Here is a 23068-nt window from a genome sequence, read left to right as displayed (position 1 = left end):
TTTTTCAGATAAAATATTGTCAGCAATTAAGTTGTTCACAATATAAATAGCAAAGGATATTACCATGACTTCTATCTATAAAACTCAGGCAACTGCTCTGGCTGGTCGTAACGGACAGGTAAAAACAGACGATGGTATGTTAAATCTGGAGCTGTCCTACCCAAAAGAAATGGGTGGTACTGGTGCGGCGACGAATCCTGAGCAGCTGTTTGCCGCGGGTTACGCTGCCTGCTTCTCAAACGCCATTCTTCATGTTGCCCGTGAAAGCAAGGTAGCTTTGCAAGCTGCCCCGGTCACATCCGAAGTGGGCATTGGCCCGAATGCCAGTGGTGGCTTTGCACTTACTGTCAGTCTGACAGTAAACCTGGATTTACCCCGGGAGCAGTCTTTGGAACTGGTTCGGGTTGCACATCAGGTGTGTCCATACTCTAATGCCGTCCGTGGCAACATTGATGTTCAGATATCCGCCAATGGTCAGCTTATTTAATCCGGAAATGCACGCCTGAAAATTGTCTTGATGGGACGTAATGATGCATGCAAAAGCGGGCATCATTACTTTTCAATGCAGCCTCCTGGAGTCGGATGATTTATCCATATTCCGGATGAAGCATCATACAACCATGAATATGTCATAATTCAAGTATCAATCAAAAAAGATGACAAATTCATGAATTCAGTTAATGTCACGGCTAACCAGCCCGGTTCGAAAGTTGAAGTTATCGCTCCATTTTTAGCAACTAAGGCCAGTTCCGGGCAAACAGCATCGGTTTCAACATCTTTTAACCGACAGGTAAGAACTCAAGACAAGCCTTATTACCCTGGCTTAAAACGTCAGCCCGGCGAAGAAAAGCGTGTCACTCAAGACTTCAGCGAGAAAAGATGCACATTAACCACCCTTGCAAACCCGGTTTCTGGCAGACAGGGTCAACAGTTTTCAGGATCGGGTCAGAACAGTCAACGCTACGAGTTTTACCCCTTGGTTGAATGTTATGGGCAAAACTTGCAGACCAGTGAACAGGAGTACCAGCCACCCAGTAAAGTAGCCCTGCCATTAAAAGAAAGAAAAACTTATCGATGTAGATGGGATGGTTGTGGTAAAACATTTACTCGAAGCAATAATCTGCAAGTACACCAACGTACTCATGTGGGGCTGAAGCCGTTTAAATGTGATTTTGCGGGTTGCAGAAAAACATTTGCCAGGAATTATGATCTAAAAGCACACCAATTCATTCATACGGGGCATTGGCCGTATGAATGTGATTCTGAGGGTTGCAGAAAAGCGTTTGCCAGGAAGTCTGATCTAAAAAGACACCAACGCATGCATACGGGGGAGAGACCATATGAATGTGAGTATGTGGATTGCAATAAGAAGTTTACCACGAGTCAAAATCTGCAAGTACACCGACGCATTCATACGGGGGAGAGGCCATATAAATGTGAGTATGTGGACTGCAATAAGAAGTTTACCACGAGTCAAAATCTGCAAGTACACCGACGCATTCATACGGGCTATAAGCCATTTAAATGTGAGTTTGTGGATTGTGGCAGGAGATTTATCACAAAGAACAAGATGAAATTACATGAACGTAGTCATTTAAATGAGAGTTCGTGAATTCGGTAAGAGTTTTGCCATGGAGCTAAATCTAAAATAATATGAATTCAAGGTATGTCAAAGCCTCCGGATCAGGTTCAAAAATTGAAGCTATCGCTCAATTTTTATTGGCTAAGGCCATCGGGCAAACAGCATCGGCCTCAGCATCTTTTAACCGACAGGTAATAGCTCAAGACAAGCCTTATGACCCTGGCATCAAACGTAAGCCGGGCGAAGAAAAGCTTATCCATTTCCATGTGAGTTTGGGGGTTGCGATAGGGGATATATCACGAAGCAAAATCTGAGAAGACACGAACGCACTCATAAGGATCAGTCATCATAATTATCCTGGACTTCCCGGGTAAAGTCGTTCCAGTCGATCTTTGGTGTACGCCATTTATATTTTGTATCAGAGCCATGGTTCTCTGAAGCCCAGGTGTCGTATTTCAGGGCACAATCATGCAAGTTAGTAATCGTGTCAGGAATCACCTTGCCCAAGAGGTTGTTAACCAGCCACGCCGGTATGGAACCCTTTGGATCAGAGTGCGAGATAAATATCAGTTTAGTCCCGCCAAAATGGGTCGGTATCATGTAATACCCAGTGATAAATGAGCGAGCCCTTACAAATCCTTCCCGCTCAGGACAGTCTGCATGGTCCACGCTGTGGTTCATAATGATATACTCACCGTTGGTAAACTCCATCCAGGAGCGCATGTTGCAGAAATCACGTTTCGAGATCGGCCAAGGGGGTTGCACTGCGTAATATCCAATGTCATTCCGGTAATCCAGCTGACAGATGTCGCGCCCCTCAACCATCTTCTTGTCCCAGGTTTTGCGGTAGTCTGCATCATGCAGTGTGTTGAACAGTGTTTCGGGATTAATATCGTCCCACTGGACAGTTGCACGGACAATGTTGAATCCGGTGCCTTTCTCACCAGGCTTCAGATCCTCTGGCCTGGACTCCACGAGAATAGCTTTCTGGCTATCCTCATAGACTTTTGTCCACTTGCCATCCTGGCTCCCGGCGAAGTCACGCAGTTTAACGAAGTCGGGCAGTTGCATCAGCTTGTACCTCTGCCCCTTTGATTCAACAAAGACAGGGGTAACCGGACACCTTGCAGCGTTCCCATCCGGGGAATGTGTTACCTGAAAACCTGGTGATATTTGCCTGTCTTCTAATGGCTTTTTTGCTGATGTTGTTGCTGGTGCCTGCTTGCCACCCTCAGGTAAGGCTTGAATAGAGTGGGCTACATTTTCTTCTACGGAAACTAAATTAGTATGCCATGTACCGACATCATTCTGACGCTGGGTCCCCGGCCTGCTAATTGATCTACTACTGTATTCATCAAATTGGGGATTACCTTGACATGCTCGCATTTTGTAACCAGATAGTCTTGATCAACTCGCACAATGCCACTATAAAAGCCCATGAAAAATAAATGTCAAGTCGAGTAATGTCGGTTTTATCTGCCCTGATTGTCAGGGCAGTCGTTTTCAGCCTCCTGGCATTAAGTAGCTAACCATATGAAATCATATATTTGTGACTCCTTGTTCAGGCACTCCCGGCAACTGCTCCTGCGTTGCTCTAGCTCCTGCATCCATGCAGTCGTGCTTCGTTACAACTCCGGTCACATAGCTACGGCTATGCTCCCTCCGTTGTGCCTCGCATAGCACCTGCCCAAGTAGCCAGAAATATGTGATTCCATATGGCCAGCTACTTAATTACTTAAAACCAATGGATGTTTGCGATGTTGTGCCTCTTTTATGGCCAGTGCCTCAGGGTAGTTGCTGGTATCGCAGGGAATGTTAAACCGGTCTTCCAGGATCTGACACACTTGTTCTGCAATGGCATAATGGGCCTCTGCACTCGGATGCACACTGTCGCTGTAAAATGCTGTTTTTCCCGGAGCTATCTGAGACAAATGATTGCAGACGGGGTGCCAGCTGTCATCAAATGCCGCATTGTTTAGCAGTTCCCGGGTAAAAATGTTGCGCTGCTGTTCAGCCTCTTTTCGCTTTTGTGCAATAAGGGCCCGGCGATCTATTTCAACCTCTCCATCGTCATCTATACCCGGTATCGGAATATTCAGAATAGGGTGCACAAAATCCCATTGAGGATCTTGTCGCAGAACTTCAAACACTTCTTCACCATCAATTTTCATGACACGATAACCAGAGTGCTGAGGAAATGATTCCCTTAGCAGGTTGATTCTCATACTCAGGCTGGCATTGTATACCCGCCATTTTTCATGCAACTTCTGTCGTTCGGGGGCGTTAAGAAACCTGGGCGTGGAAGTGATATCGGGCAGTGAAAACACGATAACCCGCTGAGCACCTGCTTGCAGCACATTGTAAATATCCTGTGCCTGTTCCTGGGCAATATCGTCAGGTTCCTGCCAGTTATTCAGGAAATCATTACCGCCATTAAAAAAGACCACCAGGGTGTCCGGCAGGATCAGTGGGCTGGAAGTGTCTTTACCGACCTTGCCATTGCGCTCACTCAGATAGGACTGAACAATCAGACCCTCACAAGGGGGTATAAGGCTGCCCTGAAAGAGCGTGACAACAGCATCCATGACCCCCTCCACAGAACTCAGGAAGGCACCGGGTCTGCCCAGCTTACTTTCAGCACAGAGTATCCAGCTGCCTGCCATGGCCCGGTTATCAAGGTTCACTTTGTGCTGATTCGGGTATGACATCATTCTGACCAGCACCTCGGGCCACATCAAATCCATCTCTCTGCCGGTGGTCCACTTCCCTTTTTCGTAGTGCTGGCTGTCCGGCAGGAGAGGGATCTGGTCTGCAAACTGGCTGGTGGTTGACAGTAAGGTCTCTTCAGCCACGGCAGGAATCATAGAGAACAGGTCTGCCCTGATAATTTCACCCAGGGCCTCGGTCTTATTGGCCAGAAGTCTGCTGATACTTTTGATGGAAGGCATCTGACGGGCAATATAGGAATGCTGAATAGTGCGGAGAAAGCGGGTGGTGCGTTGTACCGCCCCGAGCAGGGGACTGTCCAGCTTCTGTTCCATGTATTCAAGGCCTGCCAGTATGTTCGTCAGCAGTGATTCCAGCTGGTTCACCGCATGCTCTTCCAACCCGGTCATTAGCTGCCGGATAAAGCTTTGTTCACGTTTTTCTGCCTGAAGTTCTATCCGGTAGAGTGCAAATGTTTGTTTAATATTCCGGATGCTGCTGGCGCGGGAGAAGAACTGGCTCAGATCAATGGGGGGCTCTTCGACCATCGGGTTGAAATCCCCCCTCAGGGTTTTCAGCAGATTGAAGGTAGAAAGCGCTGAATCAGGTGTATGAAAATCATCACCATGACTGTCTGAGAGGCTGTCCCCAAATACCAGTAAGGTATGAGGGCTCCATGGCTCAGGTTTGATTACTACAGGACTGCTTATATTCGGCTCATGGTGCGCACTGGTTTGCAGGGAAAACAAAACCAGGCAGCAGGTGATCAGTGTATACCAACAGTTTTTCATGGTCTGGCCCTGACTGAACTACTTACCCATGTTCCTCAATTTTAACCCAGTTATCATGATTTACAGGCTGAATCTGATGGCAGTTTTTTATATGAGTATATAAGTTAGAAGATTGAGAAAAAGATTTAACGCATATCAGGCAAAGATATGGTTTAACCCCAGAGTGGACAGAGGCATGTCTTTCTAAACCAGCTTTTTGAGTAAACCGTTTTTTACATACGTGGCATTTATAGTTTTTTGTAATCAGATGAACCGATCTCTCGTGTAGGCAACGTGCAATATCAAATCTGAATGTTTCACCACACCCTTTCCGGCTACATGTAAATTTTTTGCTCTTTGAGTCTTTTGCCACTGGATTGCGGCTGGATAACCTTTCCGATCCGTTAGTTAAATTGTTTGGCTGAGGGGAAGCTAAAGAAACAGGAATTTGTTGATAAACGGCAGGGCGTGATTGATCATTGGCCTGAGTATGGGCGACAGGAGCCAGGCCAAGGAGGCCGCAAAAACAGATTTGTCGTAAATTATTGTTATTGCTCAACATGGGATGACTGAATTATTCAATAATACTTTGGATCACTGATCACTTCTCTTTATAAATGTTCCTTCGCGACAGGCTAAGCCCAAGGATGTGTGAGGCTCCATGAGCTGAAATCATTCGTTGAAAGCAGGTTCGACTCCTGCCCGGTAAAGACTCATCTCATGCCGTAAGCGAGTATTTCGTAGTCAGTGTAACGGTCTCTTCTACCTCTTTTGGGGCATAGAGGTAGATTCAAGCCCATTATTTTTTGCTTTATTCCTTACAAAGGCGGCAGCTTGCTTACCAGCGATTTTTGCTTGTTCTTTATCACCGGTATTCCTGAGAACTTTGTAGTAAGCCTTAATATAAGCCTTCCGTTGCTCGGTCTGTCCGTAAGCCCTCTTGGTAGCCTTCCCTTTCTCGGACTGCTGGTAAGTCTTCGTGACAGCCATCCCTTTCTCGGACTGCTGGTAAGTCCTCTTGACAGCCTTCCCTCTCTCGGACTGCTGGTAAGTCTTCTTGACAGCCTTCCCTTTCTCGGACTGCTCGTAAGCCTTCCGGCAATCCTTCTTTTTCTCGGACTGTGCCCGGGCTTTGGCAGCCTTGATTTTCCCGGATTGCTCGTGAGGTACAGCGAGCGTGAGGAGCCGAGGTTCATCAGAACCGGACGATTCATGTGCTTTAAACTGACTGGTTTCAATTGTAACTTGCTCTTGTGGGTCTTTATTTAATGGATCAACTTGAACAACTGGACGTGATGGTGGCTGAGAAAAAACAGCTAATGAATTTTCCGGAGACAACTTATGGGTTATTTGCTCAAATTTTGTTGTGGATGGTAAATGAGAAATTGAAAAATCACTCAGTGAATGTGGAGCCGGTAGTGTGTCCAGATTTATTACATCCTGATTTAAATACCCATCATAGAATGAGTCAGGTGTCTGTATAGAGTGGCCAGCCATACTTGGCTGTGAATCTAAAGGATCATTTGGTATTGAGTGTGCATCCAGAAACTCCTGTAACCATGAGTAGTCAGAAATGAAAATTGAGTCAAAATCGGATATGTACATTGAATTTTTGAATTATTGAGATATTGAATTAAAGCTTAAGACCTCTCATACTTTATAAAAGTTCCCTCCTGACACAAGTCGCTTACTATTTATGTCAAAAATGCATAAATGATTGATATGGATATCAGCAATAACGATGTAAAACTCTTTGGAAACCTTAGCTGTTCCCGACTGCCCGTGAGCCACTGCAAGCGAGAAGGGCACAATTCCAGCAGAACCGGGCGATTCAGAAGCTTTAAACTGTGAATTGAAGTTGTTGGTTGGTATTAAATGTGCTGTTAGAAAATCCTGTAATCGGGAATAACCAAGAATGATATTTGATTCTACGTTAACTTTGTTTATGGAATTATCTAATTGTTGAAATATTAAATTATAGTTTATGACTAATAATTTTTATAAAAGTATTGTTTTATTTTCTTTTATTAGGAAACAAAAGGATTCTGTGCAGATTATTTGCTTAAATGCTGTTTGGATTGTTTTGATTCTCATCTTATGAAAAAAATACTGATAATCAGGTAATAAAGTACTATGGGCATTACAGGCACAGCTTCAGGTAATGAAGTTCAGTATCAGCAGGCTATTTATCCTGCTGATGGCACACTGAAGCCATCATCTTCTCAGGACGCCATTGAATCTAAAGGTTTTACCGGAACCAGGGCCGTGGTAAAGGAGGATTCAGACGCCGTTGTTAACTGCAGAACTGAGCCGATCGAGGAACCCGGAGTCCAGAGTCACAGTAAAGCCATATCGCAAAGAGAAGTGACCCAACCCGGTTGTCAGGCAATCTTGCTGGGGAAAAAAACGGATGAAACCCTTGAGGCTATATGTGGAGGAACCTGTCTGGCACTTGTGGGGCTGGCACTTCTGCTCGCTGCCGGGAGTGGTATTTTTAGCTTGAATGAGAGTTCTTCATCAACTGGCAACCATTACAATTCAACACCTCCCTCAAATCTGGCCTTTAATAAAAACACTACGGCATCATTACAAGATGCTATCTCTGCTTCCTCAGCACAGAATAATGAGGACTCTTCCGGTATTGGCGGATTATACGTCGCTGGATTATTTTTTATCACTGTGGGGGTTGCAGGTATTTTATTGACACGCTTTTGTTCCGGCAGTGATACCAAAAAAACGGATAAAAGTCAGAGCAGTAAAATTCTGGATTCAGAATCTGGCCCTAAAGATCAAATAAATAACAGCAAGTCCGTTGAAATTTCCATGGAAGATATTTCAACCCTTCGGCAAAGGGAATCAGTCAACCGCGATACCAGGCCTGACCTGCTGCTGAAAGCGGATTATCAGCAAGCCGGGTCATGGGATGTGGAAAGCGTTAATCAGGATGCCGGTTCTTCAGTTAATGTGGAATATCCACTTTCCTATGACAGTGATGAGGAAGAATTTCAGCCATTTTTACCCTGTTTAGTCAATGTTGAAGCCGAGGTTATGCCTGTGCCTGCTGCTTTTCCATCAGAAAGTCTCGATATGGTGAATATGTCTTCCAATCGTAGTGGTTCACCTGCCCTGCTGATAGCAGATGAACCGTTTGATGAGACGGCATTCTACCCCTGTGCAGGGAATGATGCTGACAGACTGTATCAATTTATTGAAGATAATGCCTTTGAGTCCCTTGAGCCTGAGGTAAGCCAGGCCTTTAAGCGGCACGTGTCCAAAATGAGTTACCTGGATTTCAAGGCATTTGCCAACAATGTTGGAGTCGGAGATGAAGTCAGAATCAGGCAATCCATCAATAATATGGTTACTGGCAGATTCCCTGATGATACTCCTGAACAGAGAGAACTGCTGGTTCAGACACTGGTGGAGGTTATCAGTACATTTCCGGTCGACTCTGCGGGCACAGCGGTTTGTGGAGAAGCCATCGTGTAATGCATTGCCGCTGTCACGGGTAATAACGTCCACCGAGCAAACGCAAACCCGATGCCCCGGTAACCGCAGGCAGGTTGCCGGGTAGCTGCAACATATTCTGTCTTGCTAACCAGGCAAAGGCGATCGCTTCTACCCACTGAGGATCAACACCAAGCTCCGAGGTTGATCCCAGCTTGATGCCGGGCATTTCTTCTTTCAGCATTGCCATCAGGGCGCTGTTATTGGCACCGCCGCCGCAGGTAAACACTTCATCGGTATCGGGGGCATGTTGCTGTATGGCATCGGCAATGCAACGAGCGGTTAAGCGACAGAGGGTTGCCTGTATGGTGGAAGGGGACAGCCCACGAAAGCCTTCGAGCATTGCGTTGAGCCAGGCCGGGTTGAACAGTTCCCGGCCGGTACTTTTGGGAGCGGGTAACCGGAAAAAGGGATCGCTTAACATGGTTTCCAGCAGGATCGGGTCATAGGGCTCCCGGGCAGCATGAAAGCCATCCTTATCATAAGGTTGCCCCCATTGCTGTTGGCACCAATAGTCCATTAAAAGGTTCCCGGGGCCGGTATCAAAGCCGGTTACCGGTTTTTGCTCACCGTTGTCAGCGGGCAAGATCGATATATTGCTGATACCGCCAATGTTGACGATTACCCGGTGGCCGGTTTCGCTGGTAAAAACCGCACGGTGAAAGGCGGGTACCAGTGGGGCTCCCTGACCACCGGCGGCCATATCCCGGCGTCTGAAGTCGGCAATAACGGTAATGCCGGTCTGCTCTGCCAGGATATTAGGGTCACCGATCTGCAGGGTGTAGCCTGACTCGGGTATGTGTCTGATGGTCTGGCCATGACTGCCAATGGCCTTGATTTGATCAGCACTCAGTCCTGCTTTGTTCAGAAGCCCATTGACCGTTTCTGCAGCGACATAAGCAATGGCCGGGTCCACTTCCGCCAGCAGACGGATTTCATCATGACCAGGCTGGCAGAGCTGTTGAATTTTTTGCTTCAACTCAGTGGGCCACTCAGTACTGTGGTGGGCCAGGAGTGTTGGACTCTTTCCAGCAAAGTGAACAGCGGCAGCATCCATGGCGTCCAGGCTGGTACCTGACATAAGCCCTATATAGATATCAGACATGGTTCGCCTCTGGAAGGAAGGTTTATCGGGACATTATGGTTAACGACAAAGACAGTGAAGCGCAAAATAAACAGCCAGATGGCTTTGCGCCTTACGTGCCCACATTACGGTTTTTTCAATCACTTGCAGGGCTACTGCGTGGCCAGCAGCGTTTCCCTGTGCTTCTCAAGCCTGGCTATCATCAGTTCGGATTTTTTCCGGAAGTTAGCCATTTCGTTTTTGGCGATAGGGGCTGCATCCGGGAGCTTAACCGTCATCGGGTTTCTGTGCACGCCATTCACACGAAACTCATAATGCAGGTGAGGCCCGGTGGCCCAGCCGGTTTTGCCCACATAGGCTATGGTCTGGCCCTGACGAACTCTCTGGCCTTTTTTCAGACCGGCCAGTTTATTGGCATGGGCATACACAGTCACCACATTATTCGGGTGCTGAATAAATACCACATTGCCAAAACCATTCTGCCAGCCGGAGAACTGCACACGGCCATCGCCTGCGGCTTTAATCGGGGTATTCATCGGGGCGGCATAATCGACCCCCCGGTGAGGGCGTTTGGTCTTGAACACCGGGTGCAGACGGTTGGGGTTAAATCTTGAACTGATACGGGTAAAATCCACCGGAGTGCGGAGAAACGCCTTCTTCATGCTTTTTCCGTCCGGGGTATAGTAGTTGGTATCGCCGTTGCTGTCGGTATAACGGATGGCGGTATAGGTCTCTCCCTGGTTGGTGAAGCTGGCTACCAGAATATTGCCATCGCCCAGTTTTTCCCCTTCCAGGTACTTCTCTTCAAAGAGCAGATTAAAGCTGTCACCACTGCGGATATCCTGAACAAAATCGATATCCCAGCCAAAAATGCCGGCCAGCTCCATGGTCAGATTCTGGGACAGGCCTGCTTTCTGGCTGGCAAGGAAGAGAGAGCTTTCAATAATGCCGCTGGCATAGGTGGGGTGGATTTCCGGTGACAGGGTTACCTGTTCTGCCCGGTAGCCATCGTCTTCCCTGTTAAAGAAAATGCTTTCCAGCCTGGACTTGACGTAGCGCAGCTGGGTCAGGGTTCCTTCCTGATTAATCCGGAACTCCAGGGATTCCCCCGGACGTATGCTGGCCAGTGTTTCGCCATATTTGGGGGTGTTGGCAACCTGGTAAACAACACTGGCATTTAATCCCTGGCTATTAAACAACACCGATAAATTATCACCAGATTTAATGGTGACACTGTGCCATTTTCCCAGTTTTTGCTCCAGGTCGTAGGCGGCTTTTGCCAGAGCCCTGGCTTCTGCTTCCTGTTCTGCTTCTTTGATAGCTGTTTCTGATTGATCAGCGTTCTGATTGCTGACAAATGGGGAAGATTCGGGAATTGTGGGGCTGCTGGTCAGCTCAGTGTTGGCTTCCTGAGGCTGGAATGCGTCAATGGACATCGGGATTTCATTGCGCCTGGCTTCTACGTCACCAGAAGGTAGAAGAGCCATCAATCCCATGACGCTGGCAGCGATGGTACTTGCCAGCAGCAAGTGTCGCCTGGGGAACTGTTTCAGGCGCTGGTTGATTCGTGTTGCGCCCCTCGGGATGGCTTTATTCATTAAGATTTTAACGCTGTCTTCAGTGTGGTGATCAGTAAATTATAACGATAAAAAATATCGTAAATCATATCTGTCAGAAAAGGTACGTCAATACAAGGCCAATTATCCTGTTTTTTCATTAGTGTCTTGATTATCACGAATCATTCTATTGCCTCGTGGTTTGTCTTCCTAAGGGGGAATGACAATGCAGGGTTGTTCATCGTCAGAGTTTATGTACTGAAACGGATGTTGGCATGCGTTCGCCCGTGGGTGAGTTAATAGAAGAGTGTGGGCTTGTTTGTAATAAGGGTTGCTGGTCTGTCTGTGGGAAGGTTGCAGGGCAGGTGGCTGACTGCTGAGTGGTTTGACCATTGGCAGTCAGCGGTTCATGTAATGAAGCTGTGTGGTATTGGTTTTCGGGTTCAGGTTGTTGTTGGGAGCCCTGGCTATTATGGCTTGTTTCTACTGCTGGCGTTGATGGGTGGCTCTGGCTTGAGGTCACGGCGGTTGTCGGCAGTTCCACAGGGGGATGTGTGGACTGGCTGGCCGGGTTATCCAGAGGTCGGCTATCCGCTGCCGGATCAGGAGCTGGGGATTGTCTATCCAGATGGTCAGAAGGCAGAGTTGCAGCCGCCTGGAAGGGTGATTGAGGCGAGGGGGGCGTTGGTGTATTGAGATGGATATAAGGTTCTGCCTTAAACAGCCAGTGCGGCGTATGCAGAAGAATTGTACCCACTATACCCAGCACAGATATGGAAAGGGTTATGGATATGACCATGCCGGCAAGATACATCCAGGTGTATTCAGAATCCGGTGAAGTGCCGGACTCCATAAAGTGCTTCCACTTATTGGCACCTTGCCTGACGTACTCTTCCACTGGGGGATTCTGGAGATAAGCCGCTTGCTGTGCTTTATCTTCAGGCTGTTTATCACCAGCGGGCTGCGGGTCAATTCTGCTATTTTCTGCCACTGGTACCTTTTGAACCGTTCTATCCCCCAGGTTCTCATGGGCATATTGCAGCAGCCCGGTAAAACCACCAAAACAAACACTGGACAGGACGGCCACTTTTTTGCAGGCAAAATTCAGACACTCGGCGGCTGTTGACAGTGACCGCATGACCACCCAGGCAGCATCACCTGCGGAAAAATTTGAACCCGTCTGTCCAGATTTGTACGAAGGTTCTTTTTCCTGGGAGGCAGCGGATGTTGCCGGTAGAGCAGCAGAGTAGGTTGAAGCTGTTGGTGTCGACGGTGGTTGTGGCAAATCCAAAGACTTTTCCTCCCGCTATGATGGTGCCGGTATTGCGGAGATTTAGCAGAAATATCAAACAGTGCCCGATTGGACAGATTCGTTACGGGGCATGAATCAGCCAATGTATCAGACATTCGCAGGCACTCTGGATTGATTCGACAGTTAGGAATTAACGTAAGTTCCAGTCTGATCAAGTAAAGGCCTGGTAAGAAAAATAGACTGAAATTTACCTTATTTAGAGGTCAGGCATTTGTTCCGGCACGGTTTTGTTGTATTTTGGGCGGCTTGATTTTTTATTGATTGTTTCCTGTCCACCGGAGCAGGGAGTTGTTGCTTGATTTGATGTCAGAGCCCCTGGCATCCACCGCAGTAATCCGGTTGAATCATCGAATCGTCGCAGGAAAAGGCAAATGTCCGATAGTCAAAACCCGTTGCTGAAAGATCTTCAGGCCCGCCAGCTTATCGCGCAGACCACTGCGGTTGAGGAACTGGACACTCATCTGAGCGAACAGCCCCGGGTGCTCTATTGTGGTTTCGATCCTACGGCTGACAGTCTCCATCTTGGCCATCTGGTGCCATTGCTGGTGCTCAAGCGTTTCCAGCAGGCGGGTCATAAACCCATTGCCCTGGTGGGTGGGGCCACCGGCCTGATTGGTGACCCAAGCTTCAAGGCGGCTGAACGTCAACTGAATACCCCGGATGTTGTGGCGGGCTGGGTTGAGAAAATCAAGGGGCAGGTGAGTCAGTTTATCGACTTCGATTGCGGCGAAAACTCCGCCGTTGTGGCCAATAATCTGGATTGGACCGGCGACCTCAATGTTCTGGACTTTCTGAGAGATATTGGCAAACACTTTGCGGTGAATGCCATGATCAACAAGGAGTCGGTACAGCAACGGCTGAACCGGGAAGGCTCCGGTATCTCCTTTACCGAGTTCTCCTACGCCCTGCTGCAGGGCATGGACTTTGCCGAGCTGAACCGCCGTTATGACTGTACCCTGCAGATTGGTGGCAGTGACCAGTGGGGTAATATTGTTGGCGGTATTGACCTGGCCCGCCGTCAGAATAAGGCCCGTACCTTTGGGTTAACGGTACCATTGATTACCAAGTCCGATGGCACCAAGTTTGGTAAAACAGAAGGCGGTGCGGTCTGGCTGGACTCCCGAAAGACCTCCCAATATGCCTTTTACCAGTTCTGGATGAACACCGCTGATGCCGATGTGTATCGTTTCCTGAAGTTCTTCACCTTCCTGAGCATGGAAGAGATTGAGGCCATTGAGCAAGCGGATGCTGAGCGTCAGGGCAGGCCGGAAGCCCAGAGAATTCTTGCCCGTGAAGCTACCCGCCTGGTGCATGGTGAGGAAGGTCTCAAGGCGGCGGAGTGCATCACCGAAGCACTGTTTTCCGGGGACATTACCCAGCTGTCAGAAACCGATATGGAACAGCTGAAGCAGGATGGCCTGCCCAGTGCCACCATCGAGCACAGCGGGCTGGAAGGCCAGGCTATGACGCAGCTGTTTGCAGAAGTCGGCATGGTGAAATCAGGCAAGCAGGTTAAAGATGCGCTGGCTAATAACGCGGTATTCTTTAATGGTGTCGCTCGTGGCTCGGCAGATAATATGAACCTGCCAGAATGCTTTGCAGCCCGGGGTGCCATGTATGATCGGTTCTTCCTGGTGAAACTGGGTAAGAAAAATCACTTTCTGTTTGAAGTGGTTTGATCGAATTGCCGCTCTTTGCTCTTTATTAAGAGAAGAGCGGTTCATTAAAAGCGTGCTCTTAAAAGCTCATGGTCATCGGGCAGTCTATTTTCTGTCAGCCTCCTGGTACATGGTTTCAATGAGTTTGACGGGTTATCGTGCCTCCGCACTCCGTTCGTCCTGAGTGCTGAGCTTGTCGAAGTATCGAAGGACCCATAGGGCCTATAGGCGGAAACTCCGAACTCTGATAGATCGTGCCAAGCACCCTTCGACTCCGCTCAGGGTGAACGGAGATTGTACACGTCAAACTCATTGAAACCATTTACTTGCTTCAGTGCCGCCTCTCTTTGAACTTAATACACTGATAACGAAAGCACTCCATATCATCAGGCCACAACCCCGGAGTCATACCGGCTTTGCTTTTCAAATGGGCCAGAAACTGCCGGGGGGCAGGCAGCTGTTTCCACACCTGCGGTAAGAAGGTTGCGCTGTATTGAGGGTTGCGAATCAATAGTCCGTCGATGCCGGGATTCAGCTGCTGCAAAAGGTCTTTCTCATCAGCAATGTCCATGCGTTCCTGAGGGGTCAGTACGGAAACTTCAATGTTGATATCGGTCAGCTCACTTTCCGTCACCGGGGGAAACCGTGGGTCTCGGAATGCGCTGGCGAAGGCATTGTGAATCACATCATCCAACAGAGTCCGGTAAGCCTGGGTTGAACCAATACAGCCCCGCAGTTCCTCGCGCTTTTGCAGTGTTACAAAGCTGGCGGCCTGTTGCAGAAAGAAATCTGCCAGGTCTTCTTCCGGTAATGGTTTCGGTGGCAGGCTCCGGGTACAGCCTTCACTGATGGTCTTGCGGGCAAGGCGCAATAATTCTCTTTTCTGACTTTCTGTAGGGGCAATTTGCACAGTAAAAATTCCCGTTTTCCTTCGTTAGAGGCATTGATAGCCTCCTTCTGATTTTTATCGCCACTCAACGGGACCACTGAATAACGGCTCCATGTTATCTGACAGCAGTTGAGCGTCTGGTTTGTGGATGTGTGCAGGGCGGATTCTGCAGAATAATCGCTCTATTGAATAACAAAGGCTCCATAGCCCACTACCCTGCTTTTATCGCCAGCAGTATCTCCGGAGTTGCGTACATCAAGCGTAATAACATCCATTCCCCGGTGCTGGGCAACCTTCAACATGCCATTAAGAGGATAGCAGCCACAGGCCTGTCCACCGGTTAAATTACAGCTGAGCTGTTCAATGGCTTTAACCGTCTGGTTATCCCGGTAACAGGCCTCTTCATAGGTGTGGTAATGACTGAGGTCGGAGCTGATAATCATCAGGGTTTCCTCTTCTCCCCAGAGGTGTTCGATCACCTCAGCGACCGCTATAGGGCTGGTGTCGCCAACAACGATTGGAATCAGTTTGAAGTCATCCAGACATTCCTGCAGAAACGGGCACTGGACTTCAAGACTGTGCTCGTGGGTATGGGCTTCATCAACGGTCTCTACCTGGCTGAACTGTTTCAGTTCCTCCATGGCTTCAATATCCAGCGGAATATTACCAAGCGGTGTGGCAAAGGCTTCACAGTCCGGCAGGGCCATACCCTGCAGCGGAACTCTGTGACTGGGGCCGAGCAGGGCAACCCGGCGAATATTCCGGCGCATTGAATTCAGCAGGCGGTAGGCACTGGCCGCAACCGGGCCGGAATAGATAAAGCCGGCATGGGGAACAACCAGCACTTTCGGAGAGAAATCCCTGGGGTGGGCATCGCTAAGCATCTCTTTGACCGTGTTGGCCAGGGCTTTGGGTGAGTCTGGGTAAAAGGTTCCGGCTACAGCGGGTTGGCGAATAATCATTATGGGTTCTCCCCCGGGAGTGGCTGAGCCTACCGGCACATTTCAAGCGAAATAAACCACTCTCTTTATTTGCATCGCTCAAATAATGTCGGCAGAGCCTATAATTATAGCCTTGGTTAGGGCCTGTTGACGTTTCGTTGTGTGCTCAGCGTATCGGGGCCCTACTATCATCAGGATGACAATCAGGCAGTGAACCTGGTCTGGAGATGGAACATGCTCAGGGAAAAAACACCGTCCACAAATGTGTCAACAAACTATTGGCATGCACTTGAGGATGGGCGAATCCAATGTGATCTTTGCCCGAGAGCCTGCAAACTTCGTGATGGGCAGCAGGGGCTCTGTTTTGTCCGTGCCTGTGAAAATGGTCAGATTGTGCTTACCAGCTATGGCCGCTCCTCCGGTTTTTGTATTGACCCTATTGAGAAAAAACCGTTGAACCACTTCCTTCCGGGAACCCCGGTTCTGTCATTCGGTACAGCGGGCTGTAATCTTGCCTGCAAATTCTGTCAGAACTGGGATATGAGCAAATCCCGTGAGATGGACACCCTGGCCGATCAGGCATCGCCCGAGGAACTGGCGGATACGGCTGAACAGCTGGGCTGTCGGTCACTGGCGTTTACTTATAATGATCCGGTGATTTTCCTGGAATATGCCATTGATGTTGCCCAGGCGGCTCATGAAAGAAATTTGCAGTCGGTGGCGGTGTCTGCCGGTTATATCTGTGATAAGCCCCGTGTTGAGTTTTTCCGCTATATGGACGCAGCCAACATTGACTTAAAAGCGTTCAGCGAAGATTTTTATCGAAAGATCTGTGGTGGCGCTCTGCAACCGGTTCTTGAAACTCTGGAATATCTGAAACATGAAACCTCTGTCTGGTTTGAGATCACCACATTGCTGATTCCCGGGGAAAATGATTCCGAGCATGAACTGAACGACATGTGTCAATGGATTGTTGAACACCTGGGCGTGGACGTTCCTATTCACTTCACCGCATTTCATCCCGACTGGAAAATGCGGGAGCATCCCCATACACCTGCCGCTACCCTGACCATGGCCCGACAAATAGCGCTGAATCATGGTATTCGCTACGCCTACACTGGCAATGTCCATGATTCTGACGGTGGCAGTACCCGCTGTCATCAGTGCCATAGTCTGCTTATTGAGCGTGACTGGTATGTGCTGGGGGAATGGGGAGTCGATGCGTCTGAAGGCAAGGGGGTCTGCCAGCAGTGTGGGACACCGGTTGCCGGTGTGTTTGAACAGCAGCCGGGTATTTGGGGCAGTCGTCGGGTGCCGGTGAAGATTGTGGCCTGAATTTCGAGGTTTGTACTGACTTGAACATTATTCGTCACCCAAGTTCTTTAACTACTTAACATATCCTCAATTTCTGCCGTCTTCGCTACAGGGTCACCCGGACGCTATTCTCGGACAGCCTCCTGAACGCGCCGGCTGACGAGTCCAGATTTAATTGGCATGAGGGTGATTTTGATCACTTGGTTGAGTAGTGACAGGAGCTTTATCTGAAGAATTTCTATTTTGGAAGTGATTGGATGTTTCATTCAATACTTCCACATTCGCGAAATTATCTAAAGTTCGAAGGGTATGCCTATTGTGACATAAATAATTAATTGTCTTACCGATCATGCAGCCAATACAACAATATGAAAGGGTTTTACCCATAAGGCATCCAGTAGCACAGCCTGTAGCACAGCCAAGAGTTGTACCAACGGTTTGATAGTCTATATCCCTGATGGACCAGCCAAGAGTGCAACACCCTTCATGTGTTTGTGTAGACTGCGTTTGCATATTTTGTTTGCCTTCAATCTACCAGCTGATTACTAAATGATTCAACTATCTGAATCATTGTTGGTTTGACAATAATTATTGGTATTAGTTTACTTTATGTTTCTTCTTTAAGGCCAGTATTGATTCATACCCATAACAGGTCCACCATCGGAGCTTTCTTCCCAAGTTTAATAAACATCAGGGAATACCCACACGGTCGCCCGGTTTGATATGACTGATCTGGTCACCAACTTCCGTGACTGTACCCACACCTTCATGGCCGGGGACCAGTGGCAGTTTTAGTTTAACCGGCCAGTCGCCATGGCAGGCATGAAGATCGCCATAGTCTGCTTGTTGAGCGTGACTGGTATGTGCTGGGGGAATGGGGAGTCGATGCGTCTGACGGCAAGGGGGTCTGCCAGCAGTGTGGGACACCGGTTGCCGGTGTGTTTGAACAGCAGCCGGGTATTTGGGGTAGTCGTCGGGTGCCGGTGAAGATTGTGGCTTGAGTTCTGGTGCTTTGCCAAGTTACATTCACTAAATAATCCGTCATTTATCCGTACAACTTGCTTATAGGAGCGCTCAGGTCTAAGCTTTGCCTATACGGAAGATATCCGTACAAATGGAGGGTGAAATATGGCTAATGCACGCCTGGACCTGAGACTTGATGAGGAAATCAAGGCTAAGGCAGAGAAGGCTTCAGCTCTACTGGGACTGAAGAGCTTGACCGAATACGTGGTCAGGCTGATGGATGAAGATGCTACACAGGTTATTTCTGAATATGAAAAGATGACAGTTGAAAACGATGTCTTTGATCGCTTTACAGAAGCCTGCGAAAAGGCAAAGGCACCAAATAAGGCTTTGCTGGCGGCTCTGACATTTACCGAAGAGAAAGGTGTCAAGTGAGCTGGTCAAGGGAGTTTGTGGAACTCGATAAAGGTATCCACGATAGAGCGTCATTTGATTGTGGTGAAACGGAACTTAATTTGTTTATCCAGACTCAAGCCTCAAAACACATGCAGGCAGGTATCAGTCGTACAATGGTTCTGCCTGCATCAAACCCTTTTCCAAATCAAAAAATACCAATTTGTGCATTTTACAGCATTACGCCAGGCTCCATCTGTCGAGACACTTTACCTGAAGCTCTGGTAAAGAAGCTGCCACGGTACCCTGTTCCTGTATTTTTGATCGCACAGCTTGCGGTTCATCGAGAATTTCAGGGCGAGGGGTTAGGAAAAATCTGCCTGGTAAATGCCTTGAAATACCTGTGGGAAATAAACGCTCATATGCGTGCATACGCCATTATTGTTGATTGTTTAACCGATGCCGCAGAGAAGTTTTATGCAAAATATGGATTTGCAGTTCTGTGTGAACATAATGGTAAAGTTCGCATGTTTCTGCCCATGAAAACAGTAGCCCGGCTTTTTAGTTCGTAGCCAATTACAATAACAGGACTTATTACTTATCGTGTCAGATATGGTTAACCGGATCGAAACCAGGGACATCACTGCCAGCAACAAGTGTGATCATTGTACTGCCCTTTGTTGCTCTTACATTACCCAGGAACTGGACACTCCCCGCAGTATGCACGCGTTTGATGTGTTGCTCTGGCAGGTGGCCCATAAGGGCGTGCATATTTTCAAGGATGGCAATGGCTGGTACCTGCTCTGTCAGACCCGGTGTGAATTCCTGTTGCCGGATAATCGCTGTGGTATCTATAAACGACGCCCCATTATCTGCCGGGAACACAGTAACGAAGCCTGTGAGAGGGACGCTCCCATTAATGATGGCTGCGAGCTCTATTTTCAGACCTACGATGAACTGGATGCCTATTGTCGTACACGTTTCAAAAACTGGGACAAGCGGCTGGAGAAGTATGAAGTAGAGCGGGCAAAACGACAGTAGTAGACCATTTTGCCCAGGCTAGGGTTATGGCATAAGGGTTATGGCATAAGGGTTATGGCATAAGGCAGATGAAAAAGCGTTTTTGGGAACCACAGAGGGCTAGTACATGGTTTCAATGAGTTTGACGGGTTGTCGTGCCTCCGCACTTCGTTCGTCCTGAGCCTGTCGAAGGGCGGAAACTCCAGACTCTGATAGATCGTGCCAAGCACCCTTCGTCCGTGCATCCTGAGCGGAGCCGAAGGACGCTCAGGGTGAACGGAGATTGTACACGTTAAACTCATTGAAACCATGTTAGAGCACTAAGTAATTGAATAAATTACTGGGCCAGTTCCATAACAACACGCCCGGCAATATCACCTTTCTCCATTTCGTCAAAAATCGCGTTGATCTCTTCAAGGGTTCGTTTCTGGATAATCGCCTTCACTTTACCCTGGGCAGCAAACTCCAGGCATTCCTGTAAATCCTTGCGGGTACCTACGATGGAACCAACAACAGAAACGCCGTTGATTACCGTATCGAATATAGGAATGGGCATATCCTCCGGGGGGAGTCCAACCAGTACACAGGTTCCTCCCCTGCGCACGGAGCGATAAGCACTGTCAAAGCCCGCTTTGGAGACTGCCGTACAGACAGTCGCGTGAACACCATTACCCAGCAGCGACTGAATTTTTTCTTCCGGCTGCTCCCGGATAAAGTCGATAAAGTGAGTGGCTCCCAAGTCCAGGGATAACGCTTTCTTTTCCGCCCCGGTATCCACCGCAATCACATTAAGACCCATGGCTACGGCATACTGAACGGCCAGGTGACCAAGCCCGCCCACACCGACAACGGAAACCCAGTCGCCAGGTTTGGTACGGCTGACTTTCAGGGCCTTATACGTGGTAACCCCGGCACAGAACAGGGGGGCGGCATCGACAAAACTGATGTTGTCGGGCACTTTGACCACATAGTCGGCAGCTGCCAGGCAGTATTCGGCATAGCCGCCATCGATGGAATAACCGGCATTGTGCTGGGCAAGGCAGAGTGTTTCTTTGCCTTCCAGACAGTACTCGCAGTAGCCACAGGCGGAATAGAGCCAGGGAATACCTACACGGTCGCCCGGTTTGATATGAGTGATCTGGTCACCAACTTCGGTGACCGTTCCCACACCTTCATGGCCGGGCACCAGTGGCAGTTTTGGTTTAACCGGCCAGTCTCCATGGCAGGCATGAAGATCGGTATGACAGACACCACAGGCATGGATTTTCACCAGTGCATCCCGTGGGCCTGGTTTGGGTAGCGGTAGATCTTCGATGGTAAGCTGATCTTTGAAATGATGAACGACGGCTGCCTTCATGATGGGTTACCTTGTTGTTCCGAATTGATACCTGTTTGGTTTCTTTGTTGCGGGGAGTGTGGAGTGACGCGGTTTTGTGTTTACGGTTGGGATTGGTATGCGTTCCCACGGAGGTCTCCGTGGGAACGAGGGGGGAACCGAACCGGTACACGGTTTCAATGCAATTGATGGTGTCCTTCGTTGACCCCTCCAAGCTCCGTTCGTCCTGAGCGGAGTCGAAGGGCGTAAACACCATACCCTGAATAAAGACTGTGCCAATCACCCTTCGACTCCGCTCAGGGTGAACGGAGATTGTACACATCAAACTCATTGAAATGGTGTGCTAGTGGATTAGAACCAGATTTCCATCTGGGCTCCGTAGGTCCAGCCGTCGGATTTGCTTCCATAGGCCTTCATGAGTTGCTGGGCTGAGGTGAAGGTGTCGAAGTACTCAAGACCGAGGGCGTTGCATGTTGTTGAGCTATCGGTGCATTGACCTTTTACATTCTCTGGCGGAAGTGTTGTACCAGTGTTGAATTTATCGGGTGTATTCCAATCAGCATAGGTGGCAAAAATGCGAATCTGTGGCCTTACCCAGTTGCCAAACTGCGGATGGAATTGTTGCGCGATGGTAAACTTCAAAAGTTTGCTTTTGAAAAGATTGCTGCTGTATAGCTCTTTTCCATCTGCTTTTTGGAAAGAGGAGTGAGCATTTTTAACCTGATCATAACCCAGTTCAATGGTAGTACTCGTTAAATCATTCCAGTTCCAGGAGGGCCGTACCCCCGCAGTCATCCAGGTGGTCTTTGTTCCATAGTTTGGATACATTGGATGAATTTTATCCTCATCGTATTTAACCTGTGTAACACCGAGAACATACATCATGTCGAGCTTGGGCATTAATGAAACAGCACCATGATCCATTACGCGAAAGAGTTTATTCCCCTTATACCAATCAGTTGTCTGTAGATAAGACCCAGCTGTTCCTGTGCCGGGGCCTGTCATGGCATCAGTAGCATATTGAACAATAAACTTATTGAATCCTTCCAAGACATTCCAGGTCAGTTCACCGGTGAGCATCCAGCCGTTTTTATCAAAATAGCTTTTTCCGACCTTGTCACCATTCGTGAGGGTTACTTCTGGCAAGTTATCAGGTGGGCTACCAACACCATAGTCAAGACCAAGCTCCAAGCTCAGGTTATGCACTATTGGAATTTCATTCCAGCGAAAATCTAAAATGTTGGTAGTAACTGTTTCAGTTTCATAGGCTAATTTTTTAGTACCTTGATTCCATTTATCGTATTTTACTCCATTCTGATTCCTCACCCACGCAACATCCAACTTACCCATCCCCACATCAATATTCTCAATACCAACACCGGGACCAGACACATTCCAATAGTAATAATCGATCATATGAACATCATGACGATTATATAAACGCTTGCCGACCCACAGGGTTGAGCCCGGCAGTGCGTCACCAAAAACACCTGTGGCCCTGATATTCATCTCACGGGCCCAGGGTTCAGTGGGTTCAACGTCGGTTTGCTGGCCAACTTTATAGGCAATATTGGTATCCAGGTAAAACTGCACATCGTCCTGATCAAAGAGATCTGCACCAAACTTCAATTCCGCATAGGTTTCGCACTCATTACCCAGACGGTATTTAGAGGGAGCACCTGCCGCTTTAAAACATAACTGCTCACCACCCTTATCAGTGCTGCCAATTCCTGAACGGGCATAACCGTTGAAGTTAATATCGTCACCGGTGACTGCCAGCGCGCAGGTTGAGGCTGACGCAATAGCCACTGCACCACAATACTGGCACGAACGACGGGATATTGATGAAACTGCTTCAGATAACGCTTTTAACCCAGTGCTCAGGGTTGAAGGTGTTTGATGCCTGGAAAGCATGCTTAGCCTACCTTGTGTGTGTTTTTCTGGCTCCGGCTTTTTTCATCCTGCCGCTGAATAAAGGCATGATGTTGTTGAAATAGGCCTGGTGAGGGGCATATATAAAAGCTGGTAGCCGTCAGT

The 23068-nt window shown here is 48.4% G+C and carries 22 protein-coding genes; 9 read left to right on the top strand and 13 right to left on the bottom strand.

Features of this window, described 5'->3' with window-relative positions:
• The first annotated feature begins 64 nt into the window (after nt 1–64).
• From ACO6VE_RS02425 to ACO6VE_RS02415, 3 genes are all read left to right on the top strand, one after another.
• Nucleotides 65–487 carry an organic hydroperoxide resistance protein gene (locus tag ACO6VE_RS02425; RefSeq protein ID WP_422446579.1) on the top strand — a complete coding sequence of 141 codons (423 nt, stop codon included), beginning with the start codon at nt 65–67 and terminating at the stop codon, nt 485–487.
• 180 nt (nt 488–667) lie between these two features.
• Nucleotides 668–1612, top strand: coding sequence for a C2H2-type zinc finger protein (locus ACO6VE_RS02420; RefSeq protein ID WP_422446577.1), 945 nt, complete (start codon nt 668–670; stop codon nt 1610–1612).
• Nucleotides 1613–1653: 41 nt separating this feature from the next.
• Nucleotides 1654–1896 (top strand): hypothetical protein, encoded by a 243-nt coding sequence (locus tag ACO6VE_RS02415; RefSeq protein ID WP_422446575.1) that lies wholly within the window; start codon nt 1654–1656, stop codon nt 1894–1896.
• Between the two features lie 25 nt (nt 1897–1921).
• Here ACO6VE_RS02415 and ACO6VE_RS02410 read toward each other — a convergent pair whose 3' ends face one another.
• The 4 genes from ACO6VE_RS02410 to ACO6VE_RS02395 all read right to left on the bottom strand — a co-directional run bounded on the left by ACO6VE_RS02410 (nt 1922) and on the right by ACO6VE_RS02395 (nt 6663).
• Nucleotides 1922–2968 (bottom strand): START domain-containing protein, encoded by a 1047-nt coding sequence (locus tag ACO6VE_RS02410; protein WP_422446573.1) that lies wholly within the window; start codon nt 2966–2968, stop codon nt 1922–1924.
• A gap of 341 nt (nt 2969–3309) precedes the next feature.
• Nucleotides 3310–5079 (bottom strand): SGNH/GDSL hydrolase family protein, encoded by a 1770-nt coding sequence (locus ACO6VE_RS02405; RefSeq protein ID WP_422446571.1) that lies wholly within the window; start codon nt 5077–5079, stop codon nt 3310–3312.
• A gap of 22 nt (nt 5080–5101) precedes the next feature.
• Entirely contained in the window at nt 5102–5620 is a 519-nt protein-coding gene (locus ACO6VE_RS02400) for a C2H2-type zinc finger protein (RefSeq protein WP_422446569.1), read from the bottom strand.
• A 200-nt stretch (nt 5621–5820) separates the two neighbouring features.
• Nucleotides 5821–6663 carry a hypothetical protein gene (locus ACO6VE_RS02395; protein ID WP_422459523.1) on the bottom strand — a complete coding sequence of 281 codons (843 nt, stop codon included), beginning with the start codon at nt 6661–6663 and terminating at the stop codon, nt 5821–5823.
• Between the two features lie 528 nt (nt 6664–7191).
• On the opposite strand from ACO6VE_RS02395, the gene ACO6VE_RS02390 reads away from it, so the two are divergent.
• Nucleotides 7192–8547, top strand: coding sequence for a hypothetical protein (locus ACO6VE_RS02390; RefSeq protein ID WP_422459521.1), 1356 nt, complete (start codon nt 7192–7194; stop codon nt 8545–8547).
• A gap of 13 nt (nt 8548–8560) precedes the next feature.
• Here the strand turns inward: ACO6VE_RS02390 and ACO6VE_RS02385 are convergent, their stop codons facing one another.
• The 3 genes from ACO6VE_RS02385 to ACO6VE_RS02375 form a co-directional block, all read right to left on the bottom strand.
• On the bottom strand, nt 8561–9670 hold the full coding sequence (locus tag ACO6VE_RS02385; RefSeq protein WP_422459519.1) for an anhydro-N-acetylmuramic acid kinase: 1110 nt from the start codon (nt 9668–9670) through the stop codon (nt 8561–8563).
• Between the two features lie 131 nt (nt 9671–9801).
• A complete protein-coding gene (locus ACO6VE_RS02380) occupies nt 9802–11247 on the bottom strand; it encodes an OapA family protein (RefSeq protein WP_422446559.1) in 1446 nt (481 codons plus the stop codon).
• 202 nt (nt 11248–11449) lie between these two features.
• The gene (locus ACO6VE_RS02375; protein WP_422459517.1) at nt 11450–12496 is read right to left on the bottom strand and encodes a hypothetical protein; all 1047 of its coding nucleotides are present in this window, start codon (nt 12494–12496) and stop codon (nt 11450–11452) included.
• Nucleotides 12497–12888: 392 nt separating this feature from the next.
• On the opposite strand from ACO6VE_RS02375, the gene tyrS reads away from it, so the two are divergent.
• On the top strand, nt 12889–14196 hold the full coding sequence (gene tyrS, locus ACO6VE_RS02370; RefSeq protein ID WP_422446555.1) for a tyrosine--tRNA ligase: 1308 nt from the start codon (nt 12889–12891) through the stop codon (nt 14194–14196).
• Between the two features lie 310 nt (nt 14197–14506).
• On the opposite strand, the gene amrA is transcribed toward tyrS, so the two are convergent.
• On the bottom strand, nt 14507–15085 hold the full coding sequence (amrA, locus tag ACO6VE_RS02365) for an AmmeMemoRadiSam system protein A (protein WP_422446553.1): 579 nt from the start codon (nt 15083–15085) through the stop codon (nt 14507–14509).
• 161 nt (nt 15086–15246) lie between these two features.
• On the bottom strand, nt 15247–16026 hold the full coding sequence (gene amrB / locus ACO6VE_RS02360; RefSeq protein ID WP_422446551.1) for an AmmeMemoRadiSam system protein B: 780 nt from the start codon (nt 16024–16026) through the stop codon (nt 15247–15249).
• A 213-nt stretch (nt 16027–16239) separates the two neighbouring features.
• On the opposite strand from amrB, the gene amrS reads away from it, so the two are divergent.
• Entirely contained in the window at nt 16240–17340 is a 1101-nt protein-coding gene (gene amrS, locus ACO6VE_RS02355) for an AmmeMemoRadiSam system radical SAM enzyme (RefSeq protein ID WP_422446549.1), read from the top strand.
• A gap of 669 nt (nt 17341–18009) precedes the next feature.
• Here the strand turns inward: amrS and ACO6VE_RS02350 are convergent.
• Both ACO6VE_RS02350 and ACO6VE_RS02345 read right to left on the bottom strand, forming a co-directional pair.
• The gene (locus ACO6VE_RS02350; protein ID WP_286198363.1) at nt 18010–18102 is read right to left on the bottom strand and encodes an alcohol dehydrogenase catalytic domain-containing protein; all 93 of its coding nucleotides are present in this window, start codon (nt 18100–18102) and stop codon (nt 18010–18012) included.
• A gap of 8 nt (nt 18103–18110) precedes the next feature.
• Nucleotides 18111–18338, bottom strand: a complete 228-nt coding sequence (locus ACO6VE_RS02345) for a hypothetical protein (RefSeq protein WP_422459589.1) — start codon at nt 18336–18338, stop codon at nt 18111–18113.
• Nucleotides 18339–18447: 109 nt separating this feature from the next.
• Here ACO6VE_RS02345 and ACO6VE_RS02340 point away from each other — a divergent pair, with 109 nt between their 5' ends.
• The 3 genes from ACO6VE_RS02340 to ACO6VE_RS02330 are packed head-to-tail and all read left to right on the top strand — an operon-like array spanning nt 18448 to nt 19716.
• Nucleotides 18448–18717, top strand: a complete 270-nt coding sequence (locus tag ACO6VE_RS02340) for a DUF1778 domain-containing protein (RefSeq protein WP_422446547.1) — start codon at nt 18448–18450, stop codon at nt 18715–18717.
• A 17-nt stretch (nt 18718–18734) separates the two neighbouring features.
• Complete coding sequence (locus tag ACO6VE_RS02335; RefSeq protein ID WP_422446545.1) at nt 18735–19247, top strand: GNAT family N-acetyltransferase; 513 nt, start codon at nt 18735–18737, stop codon at nt 19245–19247.
• A gap of 40 nt (nt 19248–19287) precedes the next feature.
• A complete protein-coding gene (locus tag ACO6VE_RS02330; RefSeq protein WP_422447905.1) occupies nt 19288–19716 on the top strand; it encodes a YkgJ family cysteine cluster protein in 429 nt (142 codons plus the stop codon).
• Between the two features lie 316 nt (nt 19717–20032).
• On the opposite strand, the gene adhP is transcribed toward ACO6VE_RS02330, so the two are convergent.
• A complete protein-coding gene (gene adhP, locus ACO6VE_RS02325) occupies nt 20033–21052 on the bottom strand; it encodes an alcohol dehydrogenase AdhP (RefSeq protein ID WP_269673119.1) in 1020 nt (339 codons plus the stop codon).
• Between the two features lie 330 nt (nt 21053–21382).
• The gene (gene lamB, locus ACO6VE_RS02320; protein WP_422459515.1) at nt 21383–22945 is read right to left on the bottom strand and encodes a maltoporin LamB; all 1563 of its coding nucleotides are present in this window, start codon (nt 22943–22945) and stop codon (nt 21383–21385) included.
• Between the last annotated feature and the right edge of the window lie 123 nt (nt 22946–23068).

The sequence above is a fragment of the Endozoicomonas sp. ALB115 genome, assembly GCF_049310245.1.
GTDB lineage: Bacteria > Pseudomonadota > Gammaproteobacteria > Pseudomonadales > Endozoicomonadaceae > Endozoicomonas.
Note: the sequence above shows the minus strand (reverse complement) of the source record. Positions and strands in the feature narration are given on the sequence as shown.